Annotated in this window: 16 protein-coding genes; 9 read left to right on the plus strand and 7 right to left on the minus strand. The window is 55.6% G+C overall.

Annotated elements, in window-relative coordinates:
- Positions 1-38: 38 nt before the first annotated feature.
- The 8 genes from AB4N47_RS23645 (at position 39) to AB4N47_RS23680 (ending at position 9,921) form a co-directional block, all read left to right on the plus strand.
- On the plus strand, positions 39-1,040 hold the full coding sequence (locus AB4N47_RS23645) for an SEL1-like repeat protein (protein WP_460154359.1): 1,002 nt from the start codon (positions 39-41) through the stop codon (positions 1,038-1,040).
- The gene (locus AB4N47_RS23650) at positions 1,040-4,102 is read left to right on the plus strand and encodes a glycoside hydrolase family 19 protein (RefSeq protein WP_341638184.1); all 3,063 of its coding nucleotides are present in this window, start codon (positions 1,040-1,042) and stop codon (positions 4,100-4,102) included. The genes AB4N47_RS23645 and AB4N47_RS23650 overlap by 1 nt, the downstream gene beginning before the upstream one ends.
- Positions 4,099-4,893, plus strand: a complete 795-nt coding sequence (locus AB4N47_RS23655; protein ID WP_460154360.1) for a hypothetical protein — start codon at positions 4,099-4,101, stop codon at positions 4,891-4,893. Before AB4N47_RS23650 ends, AB4N47_RS23655 begins: the two co-directional genes overlap by 4 nt.
- An 846-nt stretch (positions 4,894-5,739) precedes the next feature.
- Positions 5,740-7,104: a lysozyme inhibitor LprI family protein gene (locus AB4N47_RS23660; RefSeq protein ID WP_341638182.1), complete on the plus strand. Its 1,365-nt coding sequence runs from the start codon at positions 5,740-5,742 to the stop codon at positions 7,102-7,104.
- A gap of 137 nt (positions 7,105-7,241) precedes the next feature.
- Positions 7,242-7,697: a cell division protein gene (locus AB4N47_RS23665; RefSeq protein WP_341638181.1), complete on the plus strand. Its 456-nt coding sequence runs from the start codon at positions 7,242-7,244 to the stop codon at positions 7,695-7,697.
- Positions 7,698-7,701: 4 nt separating this feature from the next.
- The gene (locus AB4N47_RS23670; RefSeq protein WP_341638180.1) at positions 7,702-8,289 is read left to right on the plus strand and encodes a lysozyme inhibitor LprI family protein; all 588 of its coding nucleotides are present in this window, start codon (positions 7,702-7,704) and stop codon (positions 8,287-8,289) included.
- 4 nt (positions 8,290-8,293) lie between these two features.
- Positions 8,294-8,734 carry a hypothetical protein gene (locus AB4N47_RS23675; RefSeq protein WP_460154361.1) on the plus strand — a complete coding sequence of 147 codons (441 nt, stop codon included), beginning with the start codon at positions 8,294-8,296 and terminating at the stop codon, positions 8,732-8,734.
- Between the two features lie 167 nt (positions 8,735-8,901).
- Positions 8,902-9,921, plus strand: a complete 1,020-nt coding sequence (locus AB4N47_RS23680; RefSeq protein ID WP_341638178.1) for a hypothetical protein — start codon at positions 8,902-8,904, stop codon at positions 9,919-9,921.
- 62 nt (positions 9,922-9,983) lie between these two features.
- Here AB4N47_RS23680 and AB4N47_RS23685 read toward each other — a convergent pair whose 3' ends face one another.
- Complete coding sequence (locus AB4N47_RS23685) at positions 9,984-10,346, minus strand: DUF6124 family protein (RefSeq protein ID WP_341638177.1); 363 nt, start codon at positions 10,344-10,346, stop codon at positions 9,984-9,986.
- Between the two features lie 431 nt (positions 10,347-10,777).
- On the opposite strand from AB4N47_RS23685, the gene AB4N47_RS23690 reads away from it, so the two are divergent.
- Complete coding sequence (locus AB4N47_RS23690; RefSeq protein ID WP_016985803.1) at positions 10,778-11,161, plus strand: helicase; 384 nt, start codon at positions 10,778-10,780, stop codon at positions 11,159-11,161.
- 150 nt (positions 11,162-11,311) lie between these two features.
- Here the strand turns inward: AB4N47_RS23690 and AB4N47_RS23695 are convergent, their stop codons facing one another.
- From AB4N47_RS23695 to exbB, 6 genes are all read right to left on the minus strand, one after another.
- Positions 11,312-12,712, minus strand: a complete 1,401-nt coding sequence (locus AB4N47_RS23695) for an aminoacyl-tRNA deacylase and HDOD domain-containing protein (protein ID WP_041476626.1) — start codon at positions 12,710-12,712, stop codon at positions 11,312-11,314.
- A 79-nt stretch (positions 12,713-12,791) separates the two neighbouring features.
- Positions 12,792-14,867, minus strand: coding sequence for an ATP-dependent DNA helicase RecG (gene recG / locus AB4N47_RS23700; protein ID WP_341638176.1), 2,076 nt, complete (start codon positions 14,865-14,867; stop codon positions 12,792-12,794).
- 9 nt (positions 14,868-14,876) lie between these two features.
- Positions 14,877-15,806: a hydrogen peroxide-inducible genes activator gene (locus AB4N47_RS23705; protein ID WP_024014805.1), complete on the minus strand. Its 930-nt coding sequence runs from the start codon at positions 15,804-15,806 to the stop codon at positions 14,877-14,879.
- 276 nt (positions 15,807-16,082) lie between these two features.
- On the minus strand, positions 16,083-16,829 hold the full coding sequence (locus AB4N47_RS23710; protein ID WP_024014804.1) for a TonB family protein: 747 nt from the start codon (positions 16,827-16,829) through the stop codon (positions 16,083-16,085).
- Complete coding sequence (gene exbD, locus AB4N47_RS23715) at positions 16,826-17,254, minus strand: TonB system transport protein ExbD (RefSeq protein WP_016772535.1); 429 nt, start codon at positions 17,252-17,254, stop codon at positions 16,826-16,828. Before exbD ends, AB4N47_RS23710 begins: the two co-directional genes overlap by 4 nt.
- Before the next feature lie 6 nt (positions 17,255-17,260).
- Complete coding sequence (gene exbB / locus AB4N47_RS23720) at positions 17,261-18,214, minus strand: tonB-system energizer ExbB (protein ID WP_024014803.1); 954 nt, start codon at positions 18,212-18,214, stop codon at positions 17,261-17,263.
- Positions 18,215-18,338 lie beyond the last annotated feature (124 nt).

Here is an 18,338-nt window from a genome sequence, read left to right on the forward strand (position 1 = left end):
TTAGTGTCGTGATGACAACAAACAGGTACGTAAGGCAGATGAAGTGGTTTTCGATTGTTTTGTTGAGCTGGGGGATGACTTCGGGGGCCTTTGCCTCTTCGTCCAGCACCGCCCAATGCCCAAGCGGCAATTTTGCTGATTTCGTAAAAGTTTTTGCATCTGAGCCAGAGACACAGAAAGCGTTTATTGCGTCTCCTCTGAAGCATGTTCACGTGATAGCTGATGGGAAAATACCGAAGGTTGTCGAACGGAGCTTGGGCTCGATTTCCGCCGATGAGTTGAAGGTGCTGCTTCCGGAAAATGCTGCCAAATCAGGTCTCACTATTGAAACCCAGGAGCCTGACAGGGTGGTCGTCCGTGATGAGGCGGGCCATTTTTTGAAGATTTTCGTTTTTAAACACAGTGATTGCTGGGCTCTGACTCGAGTGGAGGACTGGGCAATCGATGCGGTGATGGAAGAGATCACTCAGTCTGAGAAACTAACGCCCGGTGAGGTAGAACTCAAAAAAGGCGTCATATTTGACAGGCTGGTCAATAAAGCGTCTCCCGAATCAGGAATCTATTTATACGCCGCGGCATTGGATAGCTATTTAGATGGTGCCCGGAAGGGTTCGGCGCAAGCAGCATTTGCTGCTGCGGGAATCAGTCTTTCTGGGCAGGCGCCACGCTTGGAGAATTCCAGAATCGTGGCGTTATTGATTCAAGCTTCAGAGCAAGTGCCGGATGCCGGCTTGACTCTCGCAGATTTTTATTGCGATGAAGGTGAATACGACGAAAGTCACGGTTGTATTAATCCCAGAGAATCAATAGCGACATTGGAGCGTGCCGCCCGCCTAGGTTCGACTAACGCACTGATTCGATTAGGTGAAGTGTACGAAGCGGGAGCCCTCGTAGCGGCTGACTTGCCACGCGCGATGGCGTGTTACCGCAATATTCAGAAAACCGATCCTAAGACGGCTGTCGCTTTGGTTGAGCGCTTGGCAGTCCGAGGCGTCGTCAGCGATAACTCTATTCAATGTTTTGAAGCAGGAAGCTTTTGATGAGCACAGGACTACTTGAACAAAGGCAGCAATATCGCACTGGTTACGAGTACGGCCCTTTCAAGGGCGAGACTGACCATGATAACGATGGCAAGAAGGAAATCGACTGCTCCGGGCTTCTGTATCGAATGCTGAAGGATGCGGGGTATACGATCCCTTACCTCACAACATCAGGGTTGAATACCGACACTACTTATTTTGATGTGATCCCGCTTGCGGAAGTACAGCCTGGCGATATTGCGCTGTGGATAAACTTTCATGGACACACGGGGGTCATCGAAGACATCTCTGGGGCGCCTGTTCGAAATAGGGGAAATTTTTTCGGTTCACAGTCTTCAAGTGGACCGAAATCTGCCAAATATGGGGCGGGTAGTGGTTACTGGCCAATGCCTGAAAAGTTTTTACGCCCGAAGCCCCAATTCAGAGGCGCACAACCAGCCCCCGCACCCACTCCTGCGCCGGCCCCTGCACCGGCAGGCCCAGCTCCGCTGATGAGTTTCCAATATCCATTCAGAAAAGCTGACGGTAAGCAGTTTTCTGATGCGGATGAGATTTACAAGGCTCTCGAAAACGAGAGTGCCGGGCATTATTTGCTTGGCAGCAACAAGTTCTGGCACGGTGGCATTCACATCAGCAATGCCAGCGCTCCTCAATGCATTTTGAATGAACCGATTCGCTGCATGGCCGACGGCGAGGTCGTGGCATATCGTCTTAATGAAGATTATTTGGAGTCGACCTTCGGTGAAGCCGAGAAAAAACTGAAGTATTCAAACTCGTTTTGTCTGGTTCGGCATGAATACAAATCGGCGCCGAATCCGGAGGAGGGACCTAACAAGGGTAAACAAAATAAGCTGACCTTTTTTAGCCTGTATATGCATTTGCTGCCTTTCAAACGCTACCCCTTGTCCGACAGCGAAATACCAAAAACCAAAGTGACCATGAAGGTTAGCGACTTCAAGGCTTACGATGACTTTCCCGCAACCAGCAGCGTTCAGGATGTAGGGAAGTTGTTCGCCGGTACCAAACTCGAGATCCTTGAACAGAAAGATGTGGACAACCTCACCTACGCGAAAGGGAAAATCCTTTCTGGTAGCGTGAAGAAAAACTCCCATAAGGTCCGGGAAGTCGGGCAAGAAGTGTGGTTCGTATATTTAAAAGATGGAGAGCCCTACAAAAACTCGAGACCTGCTCGTATATGGCTGGCAGACCCGATCCCGGAGCGAACCAAACCGAAATACTGGCAGGGTAAGGTAAAGGGCACTGCAGTCAAAAAGCTGGATCTGTATCAGGATCCAGCCGCACCGCAAAATGGCCAGCCTGCAGGCGCTAGAATGGGAACGATGCAGCTCACACAGGGTAGTGTCGTTGAGTTTGATAGCAAGGACGTTTTGAACCTCAGCATCTCTGGGGCGACTCGCCGAATGGCGAAATGCACCAGCAGTGGCAGCTTGGCTGGGGCGGGAAACCTTCCTCCCAGCTTCTGGGCAATTGTGGAGAATGAATCCGTTGTTTGGGATGTAACCCCTGCCAGCTTTGATTCGGTTGTATCAGCCAGCACTGGAATCAAGGCCGGTGACCCGATAGGGTATCTCGGATTGACTGACAATCTGACGGGTGAAGATGGAAATGTTACGAGCAAATATCAAGCACATATAGAGATTTTTACTGACGAGGCTACCGTCAAAGAGTTTCTGGAAAACACAGCTGGTTTAAAGATCGGCAAACAATACCTACATCTTGTCGCGGGCTCCGAGCTGAAGAAAGAGTCTCCTGCCACAGGGAATATCACACTCTCAAGAAACCACGCTGTCGACTTGGGTAAGGCGCCAGTTGTTAAGGTAGGGAATGAAGACTATTACCAGGTTAATTTAGTCGACGACGGAGTTGCAGTCAGTGGTCTGATGGGGAAAACGCTGGGAGCCGTAATTACTCAGCACGATTGGCAAAAGCTCGGTTTCCAAATTGTCGAAGAGACTAACGAAACTGCTGATGGCTTTCTTGATCCTCAGGACACTCCAAAATTTTTTAAAGATCTTTTTGCCAAGATCGATACTAACCAAGACGGTAATGTTGACGCGGCAGAACTCGTCGAAGCCCTTAAGAGTAATGAAAAGAGAGACGAATGGACGAAGCTTGTTGCATATCATCCGACTGAATGGAAGGAGACGGCAGATGCCGCTAAGTGGCTAAAGCTTGATGAGTTGCTGGAGTCGTCCCCTAAAACCCTGAAGCATGAAAAGGAACGTATCAGCAAATACGTTTTTTGGAACGAGCTGTCTGGAAAAGCGGCGATGGCAACTAGCAAGATCTGGCACTTTCATCCGGTAGCCTTCATTGACAACTTCCTAGGTGCTGGATGTTGTGAATTGAATCTTGATAATTTCAAAAGGATCTTTGGTGGCGCCCCTCTTTTTACCGCCCCGAATATGCCGGCTGGATGTGACGCCCATAACGTCGATCCGCAAAAATTCATTCTGTTGCTTAACGCTGCCTTCAAAGCAAATGGTTTTGATAAGTGCATTCATAAGGCGCATTTCCTAGCGCAGTGCTATCACGAAAGTGACCATTTCAGAACCACAAAGGAATATGCTAGTGGTAACGACTACGACCTGAGCGTCCATCCCGCAAGTGTGTGTATTACCGAAGGGCAGGACAGCCGCACTTGCAAGCGCCACCACCAGATCATGCAGGAAGGTAACACCGCTATTGGCGATGGTCCGAAGTATAAAGGTAAGGGGCTAATTCAGATTACGTGGAAGAGTGCTTATCAAAAATATAAGCAGCATAGCGGCGTAGATTGCGTGGCAAATCCAGAAATCCTCTCACAAAGTATTGAACACGCAGTCAACGTGTCTTTCTGGTTTTGGACAATTTTCAAAGGCGAGAGCTTAAATAAGAAAATCGACCGCTTTTATCAGGAGCTTAATGCGCAAGGCAATCTCACAATAGAGCAAATCGATGATGAGGTGGTAAGGAAGGTAACCAAGGTAGTTAATGGTGGATCTAACCATCTCGCTGAAAGACAGGCGTTATTCAAAAAGATAAAAGGGGAGTTGAAATGAAGATCTCTGCGAGATTTCTTTTTTGCATCGTTTGTTTATCCGTGGCGGCGCAAGCGAGTTTTAAGACCGTTATGCTTGAGCCTGAGAGCGAAATATCATTACCGGTCACCTGCCAAGGCTCCGACAGTAGAGTTCAGCTTAAGGATGATCAAGTGACCGTCATTAGTGCGTCTGGTCGATCCTATAGTCTGAATCTTGATGAGCAGTCGGAAGGACTGCCGATCATGATAGGCTCGAGTGGAGAGGCGGGTAAATGCGTGCTTGCAATCAAGTATGCTGAAAATGATGTGAATGAAAGTTTTTCTTTATTTGTTTTCGATGATCAATCGGGAAAATACAAAAAATCGGCCATTTCCACTATCACCAATCCTGAGTTCTCTGCTGGGAAAATTTCGAGCAATTACCGAGACGGCCCGGTCACTCATAACGATACTCTGTGTTTTTCTGTAAAGAGGAACGACTATTATGTTTGCGAAGCACGAGAGCAATTCGCTGAAAGTATAGAGAAGAAACAAACGTGTGATGAATCTTCATGCTCTGAGTCGGAGATCGTCAGGGAGAGTGGGGCTGATCCTGTCAGCGCTGTTTTAGTTTCCGAAAAAACGTATTTATTAAACAGGAATGATGACCTCACCTTCTCGCAACGAAAGGCCTATCTGGTGAGGGGGGATAAAGTGTTGTTGAGTGATTATTATAAGAGTGATGGCGGGATGTATTACAAAATCACTTACGAAGGTAAGGCTAAGGCCATTGGTTGGGTGCCCGAAAGTTCGCTAAAGATTGATCGTTAGTAAGAGTTTTAGGGGTGAGGATAGCAAAGTCGAATTTTGTTTTCCTCATCCTAAGCGGGAATAAATATATAGCGCTATCGTCATTTTTTCGTGAGCCTCTGCGAGCCAGGGTACTATTTTTTCGTATATCTGACATTTCCATTCTTCCTTTGAAACGCCAAAGGGCGGCGGTCTTATTATTGAATTTAATCAAGAAGTCATTTGTATGGCCCGTTTCCTCATACCGGTATTAGCTCTTTTTTGGCGAACTCCAGCAGCGCACAAGATGCCGACTATCTTCAGGGTCAGGTGGTACAGGGCCGTTTAAAACTAATGTTATAAAAGGGCATGAGTTATCGTTCCGGCAGACGAGGAGCGAGGAGTTTCCGGTTTCTTTGGTTTTTGATGTTGAAGTCGACGGTAAAAAAACAGGAGTCTTGTCGATAAGTACGATGTGGCTGGGTCAGATCCAAAAATTAAGTCGATTTTCTTTTATCCAGTTAGGGGTAGGAAAAATGTGCTTGTTTTGGTTTCGTGGGAAATTACGAGCAGAGGAATTGGAACATATGGGACCCTTTATCAAGTTTACGGGTATGAAAAAAGTGCGGACAATAAATTGGTTGTGAATAAGCGTGTCAGGTTTGATAAAAACTTGAGTGGGGTGGAAGGATATCAACAGGGTGAAGAGCAACCTTATGTTAATGCAGGGTTAATAAAATCTTATATCAAAAAAGAATAAATGGCGCTAAGTAGCGATGGCTGCCAATGGTTTGCCTTTAACAGGACAGACCACGCTTTATTATGCGCGAACGTGGTTTGGCCCCGGCTCGCCAAGCACAAAGCCTGAATGACTCAAGGATGAACACAGTGAACCGTTTTGTTTTTACCCTGCTGGCCGTGCTGCTGCCGGCTTCAGCTGCCTATGCGCAGGACGACTGCAGCCATGTCACCTCAAGCCTGGAAATGGTGCCCTGCTCGGAGGCGGCAAAGAAGGCTGCTGATACGCAGTTGAATGTCAGCTACAAGCAGTTGATGTCGCGACTTGGGTCTGACTATCGAGCAGATCCGGCATTGGGTGCGGAATACGCAGCGAAGGTTAAAGAGTCGCAACGTGCGTGGTTGAAGTTGCGCGATGCGAACTGCCCGTTGGAGGCGTTCGAGATCGAGACGGGAATGCCGGCGCATGTGGTCGCCGTTAACTCGTGCATCGCCAGAATGAGTCGCGAGCGCTCGGCGTATCTGGACAAGATTGTCCCTGCGCTTGCATCCGACAAGAGCGCTTCGACGTCGCCAATCAGCGATAACTGTCCCTCGGAGGAGTTCGCGCCTTTCCTGACGGCGTTTTCCGCTAACAGCGAATCACAACGCCGCCTCACTGCGATGACGGTTAAGTCGCTGGTTTTGAAACCGGTGACGGGGAAGGATCGAATGACCTTTGAGCCTTCGACCTCGGGTGCCAGTGGAACAACGTTCACCTATCCGCTGATGGCTGCAATCACACCCGGCAAAACACCTGGAGTTGAAATCCAAGAGGTCGACGACAGTCACGTCAACGTCGTGGATAAGCGAGCGGGCAACAGCAATGTGAAAATCTTCAACTTCTCTCGCCAGGCGTGCTGGGTGCTAGAGGGTATAGAGGACTGGTCGATCAGTGAGAAGGATTTGGTCGCAACACGTAACCCCGGAATGAGCCGCGCTGAAAATTTCTGTGAACAACGTGCTGAAGCTTTAGGAGGGCTGGGATTTCTTGAGCAATATCCGCTGACAGCGGAATTGATTGAGGCGTCTCTGGAAAATTATGTATGTGCCGCGGAGTCGGGTGATGCACAGGCGAGCCTGTCGGCGGCACGCCTGAGTCTTTCGCAAATGGCATCTCAGTTGGAAACCCCTAAGGTTGAGGCTTTGTTCAAAGCGGCTTCGAAAATACCGAGCGGCGCGTTGGCCTATGCCACGTTTTTCTGCATCGGAAACTCCACCGACTATAACGGTCCTTGCCTTCATCCCAAGCAGGCAGAGGAGCAGGTCATCCGCGCCATTGAGATGGGTTCAACGGACGCTATGGTTTATCTGGCTTCTACGTTCGAGGCTGGAGAGTTGGGAACAAAAGATCTGTCACGCGCACTGGCTTGTTATCAGATGGCGGCGGATAAAGATGAGCCCCGCGCGATTGAGCAGTTAAAACGTCTGGACTCGCATGGCCCGGAGCCAATCAAGGCCAGTCACTGTATTTGAAACCGGATCATGCTTGATGCTTTTTCGCACGCATAGAGCCTGAATGGGACAGGGTAAAACGTTTAATTTTCGAGCATCAGACACATCCGGTTTTCATTTAAACTCCCCACCCCCAAGGAACGCGCTCAGGCCACGGAATGCCAGCCTCTTCTTCCTCGCTTCGCCCAGCGTTGGTGCTCTGGCTATACGCCGCTGCGATCACGCATATCCTCGCCGGTCTTACCCTGACCTGGGCCGGTGACTCCGGCTTGCTCGATGGCTACCTGCAAGTCCTCGAACTGTCGTTCTGGGGTGCCGATGCGGTTCCCACCGCCGGCCACGAACAACAAGTCTGGTGGCTCGCGCTGTTCGGCGCGACGTTGCAAAGTTATTCGCTGTACATGCTCGCGCTGGTGCATCTGGGCAATCGCTTGAAAATCCCGGCAGTGTGGGGCTGGTTGATCGCCGGCATCCTGTTATGGGCGCCGCAAGACATGTGGCTCTCGGCGCAACAACAGGTCTGGTCGCACGTGTGGCTCGATGGTTTTGCTCTGTTGGTGTTGTTGCCGCCGCTGTTTTGGCTGTACAGACATGACTGTCAAGGGAAGGAGTAACAGCGTGAAAGTATTTTCGATTCTTCTCGGTTGCTTGCTCTCTGCTGCTTCATCCGCATTGTTTGCTGGAGAAGCGTGCAACCCAGACAGTTTGTCCAACCCGGACTTGATCACCTGCGGCCAGCAAACCTTCAAGAAAGTCGATGGTGTCTTGAACGAGCAATACAAAAAAGCGCTGTCGACTCTGGCTCCTGCGGAGCAAAGCCACCTGAGAGATGTGCAAAAGAACTGGGTGCGCTTCAAAGAGTCGTTTTGCGAAGAGCTTTATCAAGCTGCGTTGCCGGGTGCTGAGGCGCCAATCGAGAGGCTTGGGTGTCTGGCGCAGACGACCAATGCTCGGCTGGGAGAGTTGATCGCTCTACAGACGGGTTTACTGCTGGATGGTTTTTACAAAGCGGCATCCGCGATTGCAGGGAAGGATCGTGAGAGAAATTTAGCGGCCTCAATCGAGCGGCTGGGAGGGGATCAATTCGATGATCCGCTTTGGAAGAAGTACGCAGAAGGGCACTGCCAGATGGCTAGCCGTCTGTTGCGTGAAGACGTCGCCTACTGCGTGGTGAGGATGCGCTTTCAATTACCCATGAACCGCTAAAGGAATGTTCGGTTTGAAATTCTCGTCTGCATTGTTTTCCGCGATGCTCGTTTTCGTTCCTCTGGCGGCTCATAGCGAGGTCACGACCGAGGTTTTTTGCTTCCGCTCCTACGAAGGCAAACCTATAAATTTTGAATTCAGAACCTATTACGATTCTGTCGCCAAATGGAGCGGTGCTGGCGTCAAGTACAGCAAGTCGAAAAAGGCTATCGGGCTGGTTCATCGCAGTACTGAACAAGAAGAACTCGTGTATGGCCGGCCTTACCAGTACACGACAACTTGGGTTGAAGTAGTTGATGGTGCACTGACAGGTGAGTATCAGATGGTCACTCAGGGTGGCCGGGTTGATGCGATGTCGTATACGAATTACAAATCTGCGAAGAAGTATTCGTTTGAAAACGATTACAACGTGGATTCGAAGCCTGAAACAGGTTGCCAGTGGTGAGACAGGGAATACTCACGTTGGGAGGCTTAACGCCCGTTTTTTCATATTCAATCAGGCTCTTGAATCATCAGCGGGGAGGCGAGTTGAAAAGATTAGCTTTGGTCGCGTTATTGCTGTGCTCTTTCTCTGTGGCTGCGGGGCCAATGTTCCCGTCCCTTAAGTCCTGCATGGACGCGGACAGCGGCTGTGCGTTGGCGTTGAAAGAAAACCTTCTAGTGGACGCAAAATCCGGGCAACGTCTCTCCGACGAGGCGGAATCGGCCGGAGCAATGAGTGGTTTCTGGCTGTATCGAGATGGCGAGCGTTACATTCTGGAGAACGAAAACTACTCTCAGGCAAAGACGCGTCGTTGGCTGGTTTTTACTTACAACGGCGGAAAAGTAGTACTCGATGGCGCCTATATTTTTTCAATAGACGTTAATCCGGAGACTGGTCCCTACTGGCACGGTTACGACTGCCGGGGTGATGCTCAGCCGTTGGCAGTACCCACAAAAGAACCCTTCAGTGACGTCGCTTTGGAGGCGTTGTGCGGTGGCGCTGAAGGTTGGGTCGTCTCAGGAAAAGATAAGGCAGTGCCCGTTTCAGCCAAGGGGCTGGCTGTCAGTGTTCCCGTTTACCACGCTCGCAACCGTGATGGTTCCGCGACGTACCTGTTTACTGAAAGCGATGTTCCGGATCTTTCGAAGCTGGTGTGTTTGTCCAATTGCGCCGATGTCACTCAAATATCAGAACGCGTCTCGCAAGAAACAGCGCCATTGAAGGGCAGGCAGGATGCAACGTTGTGTTCGGATGATGAAGACATTTACTTCAGTTGCCCGTTGGAGGGTGGTAAGACGGTTTCCGTTTGTGCACGGGGAAACAATAAGCCCACGGCCGGTTTTGTTCAGTACCGTTACGGCGTGCCGAGCAAAATAGAGATGATCTATCCGAAGGCGGCTTTGCCACCCAAGGGCAAATTCTTTGTCGTGAACGCTTCTGAAGGCAGCGTGAACTTGAACATCATCAGGTTCAAAAACGGTGCTTATACCTACCTCGTTAATCAAGCCTTTCTGAGTTATCTGACGGTGCTCAAGGACGACAAGGCGGTGTTCCGGCAGTATTGCGGTGAGGGAGGGAATGCCTACATAAACCGGGCGGCGCTCCGGGGGTTGGAAGCGCGCCCAAAAAGCGCAGAGGACTTTCGCTAGTTTTTGTTATCGAGATTTCGAAAGGGGACTTAACGTCCCCCTTTTTTCATCCGCAAATCCCGCTATGGCTTCGCCGCCGCGCTCTTCACCTCAATATGATCAAGCGTCCCTTCCACCATCAATCGCACCCCGTCCGCCATCCTGCTCAGGGCCAGTGCCACAGAACGGCGTGAGCCGTGGAGGTCGTCGGCGAGGTCGCAGGCGATGACGCTGATGGACAGGAGGTCTTCGGAGGCGTTGGCCATGAGGGCTTCGGCGTCGGTGCCGGGGGAGAGTTTGAAGAGGCCGGTTTCGCGCTTGGGGTGCGGTTCGGTGGGCGGTTTGAAGTGGTGGTCGAGGGCGCGTTCGGCGACTTCGTGGAATTTCTTCGAATTGGAGGATTCGTAGGGCGAGGTTGCTTCGGCGCTGAATGTTTCATCGGTCATCGGTGTAAATCCTGAGCAGTTAATTGATTTCCCCGAATTCGGACTTGCACATCCGGCCACCGATTTTGCGGCGACCCACAGAGCCTATCCCCACCGCACCAACTCGCCTAGTTCATGGACAGCACCGCACTTCGCAGGAAATTTCCCATAGATTCGCGGGCCGGAAGATCAAAAGATCGCAGGCTTCTCCAGCTCCTACAGGGATGTGTTTCAACAGGTGTAGGAAAGGTGAGTGGTGAGACGCGGAGCGTCTTGGGATGCATTCCCACGCGGAGCGGGGGAACGATCAGTGGGCGAGCGCTGAATCGTGACTTGGTGGTCATCGTGCGGGAAATGGTCTGCATCCTCTTCCAACAGTGTCAGATACTGGCGTTATCGTCCGAATCCCTTACACTGCCCCGGCCGTTCATTTTCCTTTTGAGGCTGTGCGCATGAAATTTCGTTTTCTCCTGTGGATGATGGGTTTGTTGATGGGTAAGGCCAGCCGGACCAATCCTGCGTTCCAGCAGCAGCTGGGTGACAAGGATCTGGTGTTTCAGTTGCAGACGCTGGATGGGAAAGTGGCGCGGCATTTCGTGGTCAAGGATCAGCGCATCACCAGCAAGTCTGGGGTGGTGGCAGAACCGGCGTTTGCGATTGCTTTTAAAGATGCCGGTTATGGCTTTGCGACGATGCAGGCGAAGAACAAGCAGTTGGCGTTTATGCAGGGGATTCAGGACAAGTCGATTCAACTGAAGGGGAATCCGGCGCTGGTGATGTGGTTTCAGGGGTTGATGAAGTATTTGGTGCCGAGGAAGGCTAAGCCTAAGGCTTGAGCCTTTGGTGACGCGGAGCGTCACGGGATGCATTCCCACGCGGAGCGTGGGAACGATCAGGGGCGGTCTGGTAGACCGAGTTGGATTCTTCGCGAGCAGGCTCGCTCCCACAGGGATTTGGTGATCCTTGGGGAGCGGGCCTGTTTCGTTTTAGGCCTGGCTGAACTGCGATGCCAGTTCGCGCAGCAGCACTTCAGCCTCAAGCACTTTGCTGACGACATCGTTGGCCTTGTCGCGGCTCAGGCCGACGCGTTCAAGCAGGGCATCCGGAATATCTTCATCCGGCCCGGAGCCAATCCCGCGGCTACGCAGCAGGCGCACGGCCAGGCAGACGAGGTTAGGGTATTCGGCGTAGGCGCCGTCGTAGCTTGGGTCGTGCTGGAAGCGCAGGGCGGTGGCCAGTTCGTCGGGCATGTCCCAGTAGCGCATCAGCCACGAGCCGATCTGTTCGCGGCTGATACCGAGCAGGTGTTGCTCGATGTAGCTGTGGCACAGGTGCGGGTTGACCTCCAGGTGGCGGCAGATCAGTGAGAAGTGCGGCGGGAACACGTGGGCCAGCAGCAGGTAACCGAAGTTGTGCAGCAGACCGGCGAGGTAGGTCAGGCCGGCTTCCGGGCGCTGGGCGCGCGGCATGGCGCGGGTCAGGCCTTCGATGACGGCGGCGGTGTAGATCGACTGCTGCCAGTACGGCGTGGTGTGTTGCGGGTGGTCTTTGGGCAGGCTCAGGGTCTTGCCGAGGGCCAGGCCCAGCGCGAGGTTGATCACCAGATCGAAGCCCAGTACGCGGACGATCGCGTCTTCCACCGAACGGATCTTGCCCGGCGAGGCGTAGTACGGCGACGCCGCCCAGCTCACCACTTGTGCGGCCAGCGCCGGATCGGTTTCGACCACGCCGGTGATGTCGTCAATGGTGGCGTTGGGGTCGACGCGCAGCTTGATGATTTTTTGCGCAGTTTCAGCAAGCGGCGGAATCTCGATGGTCGCTTCCAGACGCTGCTGAATGCGCCGCGCCGTGAACGCCTGCACGGCCTGGGTGATTTCCTCGCGGTCATCGTCCGGGCGGTCGAGGTTCGGGCGAATGCTGCTCAGGGCTTCGCCGAAGTTGGCGGCGCTGGCCTTGGTCAGCATCGATTTGAAGTCTTCGCTGCTGATTTCCAGCAGCAGGCCCGGCTCGCCGGAGTTGATCAGCAGCTTCGGCTCGCGCAGCAGGCTTTCTTCGTAGAGGCACGGCGAACTGGTCAGCGCCGGCAGGCCCGGCAGCAGGCTCAGATTATGTTTGCCGAGCATCTTTTCCAGGCGCTCGGTGGACACGGCTGTGAGGCGGCGACCAGTGAGTTCGGCGAGGCGATTGAGATCCAGCAACTGGCTCTGTGGAAACAGCACCATCAACGCGCCCACGGCGTCATCCAGCAACACCGCCTGCACTTTGCGCGAGGCATTGAGGCCGTGGTGGTCGAGCACTTCTTCGTAGGCAACGCCCAGCTTGTTGAGCAGCAGCCGAATAACAGACGGAGCTTGCGGAGATTCGGGGACGAGAGCAGCTTCGGTCATGGTCTGTATCCGTTTTTGAAACAATGGCAGGAGTATAACCACCTCTGCCGGAACGAGCTGTCGGAAACTGCGACAGTGCTCACACTTGGCCGTATTGCTGCCCATGGCGCAGCCAGCGATCAAGCAACGGGCTGACGTGGGTCGGCCAGCGCTCCAGCAGGGCTTGCGCAGCGTCGCGCACGGCGGGCAGCAGGTCGGCGTCGCGCATCAGGTCGGCGACCTTGAATTGCAGCAGGCCGGTCTGACGGGTGCCGAGCATTTCCCCGGGGCCACGCAGTTCGAGGTCTTTTTCGGCGATGACGAAACCGTCGTTGGTCTCGCGCATGATGCCCAAACGCTGACGGCCGATCTGCGACAGCGGCGGGTGGTAGAGCAGCACGCAGTGGCTGGCGGCGCTGCCCCGGCCGACGCGACCACGCAACTGGTGCAGTTGCGCGAGGCCGAGGCGCTCGGGGTTTTCGATGATCATCAGGCTGGCGTTGGGCACGTCGACGCCGACTTCGATCACCGTGGTCGCGACCAGCAGTTGCAGGTTACCGGCCTTGAACTCGGCCATCACTGCGGCTTTCTCGACCGGCTTCATGCGCCCGTGAATCAGCCCGACCTTCAATTCGCCGAGGGCGGCGGTGAGGTCTTCGAACGTGGTTTCGGCGGCTTGGCAGGTCAGCTCTTCGGATTCTTCAATCAGCGTACACACCCAATAGGCCTGACGACCTTCGGCGCAAGCGCTGCGCACCCGTTCGATGACTTCGACGCGGCGGGTGTCAGTGACCAGCACGGTGTTGACCGGCGTTCGCCCGGGCGGCAATTCATCGAGGATCGAGGTGTCGAGGTCGGCGTAGGCACTCATCGCCAGCGTTCGTGGAATCGGCGTGGCGGTCATGATCAGTTGATGTGGGCACATGCGCCCGCCGACGCCTTTCTGCCGCAGCGCCAGACGCTGCTGCACGCCGAAGCGGTGCTGTTCGTCGATGATCACCAGAGCGAGGTTCTTGAACTGCACTTCGTCCTGAAACAGCGCGTGGGTGCCGACCACCATTGGCGTGCCGCTGGCAATCTGTTCCAGAGCGGCGACGCGGTTCTTGCCCTTGAGCTTGCCGGCCAGCCACGCGACTTCAATGCCCAGCGGTTCGAGCCAGCGCTTGAAAGTGATGAAGTGTTGTTCGGCAAGAATTTCGGTCGGCGCCATCAGCGCAACCTGGTAACCGGCCTCCAGCGCTTGCAGTGCGGCGAGGGCGGCAACCACGGTCTTCCCCGCGCCAACGTCACCCTGAATCAGGCGCAACATCGGTTCGTGCTGACTGAGGTCGTAGGCGATTTCGTTGCCGACTCGCTGTTGCGCGCCGGTGGGGTTGAAGCCGAGGTTCTTCAGGTATTTCGGCGGCAGCCTGGTGGCTTTCGGCATCGCTGGCGCGCGCAGGGAACGCATGCTTTCGCGCAGACGCTGCTGCGACAGTTGATGAGTCAGTAGCTCTTCGAAAGCCAGACGATGTTGCGCCCAGTGATGGCCGAGGGCGAGTTCGTCAACGTCGGCATCAGCGGGTGGGTTGTGCAGGTAGCGGATCGCGTCGGCCAGCGGCGCCAGTTGGTAGTCGCGGGCCAGTTCGGTCGGCAGCCAGTCGGGCAGGGTGCTCGGCTTGAGCAGCGTCAGGGTCTGCATGCACAACTGGCGCAGGCGCTGTTGGGTCAGGCCTTCGGTGAGCGGGTAGACCGGGGTCAGGGTTTCATCGACTGGCGGCGGTTCATCGCCGGTGATCGCGCGGTATTCCGGATGATAGATTTCCAGGCCTGAGGCGCCGGGCCGGGCTTCACCGTAGCAGCGAACTCGCGTGCCACGCTTGAGGCCTTCTTTCTGCGCATTGCTGAAATGGTAGAAGCGCAGACTCAGCCCGCCGGTGCCGTCCTGCAAGCGCACGACCAGGCTGCGGCGGCGACCCATGACTACATCGGCGCCGCTGACGGTGCCTTCGACCACGGCGTCCTGTCCCGGCCGCAACGCACCGATCGGCACCACGCGGGTGCGATCCTGATAACGCAGCGGCAGGTGGAACAGCACGTCCTGCAGATTCTCCAGGCCGACCTTGGCCAGTTTCTCGGCCATGGCCTCGCCGACACCCTTGAGTGCCGTCACCGACACTTGCGACAGCTCCGTCATGACGCTCGCTTAACCGGCCGTAACCGGCGCGGCAGGCTTGGCCACCGAGCACAGGCGAATGGAGTCGGCGAGGATCTCGATGGCTTTCGGCCGTGGGAAGCTCGCACGCCATGCGATCGCCACGGTGCGGAACGGCACCGGAGCGGTCAGTGGACGCACTTCGATCACGCCCGGGGCGTAGTGATGGCTGTCCACCGCGGACAGCGGCAGGATCGAGATGCCCAGGCCGGACGCGACCATGTGGCGAATGGTTTCCAGCGAGCTGGATTCCACCGTGGTGTGCTTGGCGCCGTCGTTGCCCTTGGTCAGGGTCGGGCAGGCTTCGAGCACCTGATCGCGGAAGCAGTGGCCTTCACCGAGCAGCAGCAGGCTCTTGTCGTTGAGCAGGCCGGCGTCGATGGACTCTTTCTTGGTCCACGGATGCTGGGCCGGCATCAGGACGTAGAACGGCTCGTCGTAAAGCGGCAGGGTCAGCACGTCGGCTTCATTGAACGGCAGGGCGATGATGATCGCGTCGAGCTCGCCGTTGCGCAGTTTGTCGCGCAGCACGTGGGTGAAGTTTTCTTCGATGTACAACGGCATCTGCGGGGCAACCCGGTGCAGTTGTGGAATCAGATGCGGGAACAGGTACGGGCCGACGGTGTAGATGGCGCCGACTTTCAGCGGCGCGGTCAGCTGATTCTTGCCGGCCTGGGCCAGTTCGCGAATGCCTTGGGCCTGTTCCAGGACTTTTTGCGCCTGGGCGACGATGCCTTCGCCGACCGGGGTCAGGCGCACGGCGCTTTTGCTGCGCTCGAAAATCAGCACACCGAGTTCGTCTTCAAGTTTCTTCACGCCCACCGACAGCGTCGGCTGACTGACGTGGCAACGCTCGGCGGCATGGCCGAAGTGCTGCTCTTGGGCGAGGGTAACGATGTAGCGTAATTCTGTGAGGGTCATAGCAAGCGTCCATGAAGATGCGCGCCAAGCATACCGGCTGCAATCGATAGACGCACGTTATCAGACTGCGGGCTGAGTGCGACACCGGTCGAGGTAGGTTTGCCGCTGGCAGATACGCAAAAGGCACCTTTCGGTGCCTCTTGGCTGGATCGACTGGTTAGCACATCACTTTGTGGGAGCGAGCTTGCTCGCGAATGCGGTATGTCAGACGAAACTGCTCTGACTGACCTGGCGCCTTCGCGAGCAAGCTCGCTCCCACAGGTATTGCGGTGTTGCTTAACGGCGACGTTCCAGCGAATAAACAAACGGCGCAACAATTTCGATCGAGCCGTTGTTGAGCATGTCGGCCGGAGGCTTGGGCAGCGGTTGCGCGCGGCGGATCATGTCCAGGGTGGCCCGGTCCAGATCAGCGTTGCCAGAGCGGCCCACCAGCTCGAACGACAGTACATTACCTTCGCCATCGACCACGAAGCGCAGACGATTCAAGCCCTCCTTGCCCCGCGACTGCGCACTCTGCGGGTACTTCTTGTACTTCTGCAGATGCGCGAGCAGGGCGCCTTGCCAACTGGCCTTGGCCGCCACTTGAGCTGGCGATGGGCCCGGTGCCGGCTGGGCGGATTTCTCCGTCGGTGCCTGTGTCGGTTGCGTATCGGCCGGTTTTTCCTCGGAAGGTTTTTCCTTCGGCGGCTCGGGCAGCTTTTTCTCGACCGGCTTCGGCGGTTTCGGCTTGGGCTTCGGCTTGGGTTTGGGTACCGCGATTTCCGCTTTCGGTGCTTCAGCCAGTTTCGGAATCGGCAATTCTTCCACCGGAGCCGGTGGCTGCGGCGGTGTGACGACTTTCGGCGGAGCCGGCGGTGGCGGGGCAGGCAACGGGGCCAGCTCGACCATCATTGCCTGCGGCGGCAATTCGATGGGCGGGCGGGCAGTCCAGTTCAGCGCCAGCGCGATGGCCAGCGCATGCACGCCCAGCACCACGGCCAGGCTACCGCTGTAACGCGTCAGCTTATGGCGCGTCGTGATCATTTCTTGGCTGCCGTCTCGAGACCTACCAGACCGACCTTCAGGTAACCGGCGGCGCGCAGGCTGTCCATCACGCTCATCAGGTCACCGTAATCCACGCCTTTGTCAGCCTGGAAGAAGATGGTGGTGTCTTTCTTGCCCTGGGTCTTGGCGTCGAGGGTAGCGCCGAGGGTTTCGGCTTTCACTTCGTCGTCACCGAGGAACAGGCGCTGGTCAGCTTTCACACTGAGGAACACCGGTTTCTCCGGCCGCGGCGCCGGTTTGGCGGTCGAGGCGGGCAGGTCGACTTTGATGTCCACAGTGGCCAACGGCGCGGCCACCATGAAGATGATCAACAGCACCAGCATCACGTCGATGAACGGCGTGACGTTGATTTCGTGGTTCTCGGCCAGATCGTCGTCTGCGCCTTCTTTCAAATGCAGGCCCATGGCCGATTACCCCACTTTAACCATGTGCGGCTGCGAGCTGCGCTCAGGCTGGTGGTCGAGATCGCGGCTGACCAGCAGCAGGACCTCTGCCGAGGCATCGGAGACCTGCGCCTTGTAACCGGCGATGGAGCGGGCGAAGACGTTGTAGATCACTACCGCAGGGATCGCCGCAACCAGACCCAGTGCAGTGGCCAGCAGGGCTTCAGCGATACCCGGTGCGACAACGGCGAGGTTGGTGGTCTGGGTTTTGGCGATGCCGATGAACGAGTTCATGATGCCCCACACGGTACCGAACAGACCGACGAACGGTGCGGTCGAACCGATGGTGGCGAGGACGCCGGTGCCGCTGCTCATGTTGCGACCGCAGGCCGCTACGAGGCGCTCAAGGCGGAAGCTGACGCGTTCCTTGATACCCTCTTTCTCGCGGCTGTTGACCGACAGGCGCATCTCTTCGAGCGCGTCGTGCACCAGCAGGTTGGCGAGGGTGCCTTCTTTACCAGCGGTGGCGCTGGCTTCCTTGAGTGTGGTGGCTTTTTTCAGTGCGGCGATTTCGCCACGCAGACGACGCTTGGCGCCCATCAGCTCGAAGCCTTTGGCGATCCAGATAGTCCAGGTGATGATCGATGCGATGGCCAGACCGATCATCACGATTTTCACGATGATGTCGGCGTTCTGATACATGCCCCACGGCGACAGGTCGTGGGCCATGCCCAAGGTGTTGTCGGCTTCGAGGACTTCAGGTGCGTCGGCCGCGTCGACAGCCTGCACCGGATCGGTGGCGGCCGGTGCAGCCGGAGCGGCAGCGGGTGCGCTCTGCTCGGTGGCGGCTGGGGTGGCGGGCGCTTGAGCGTCGGCGAAGGCGGCGGTCGGTGCCAGCATCAGGCTGAGCAACAGAGCCGCGACGGCGCTCCAGGCGCGAGGTCGAGTGGTTGGCGAAGCGGGAGTTTGATTACGTGTCATGCTGGCCGGACCTGAGATAGAAAAACGTTGTTGCTCTTCCAGGCCTCGTGAGGCCGAGAACAAAAGTGGCGTGCATTATTGCAAGTAATTCTTGTTAACAAAAGTAATAGAGTAACTTTTTTTC

The organism is Pseudomonas sp. S3_G06 (genome assembly GCF_054667565.1).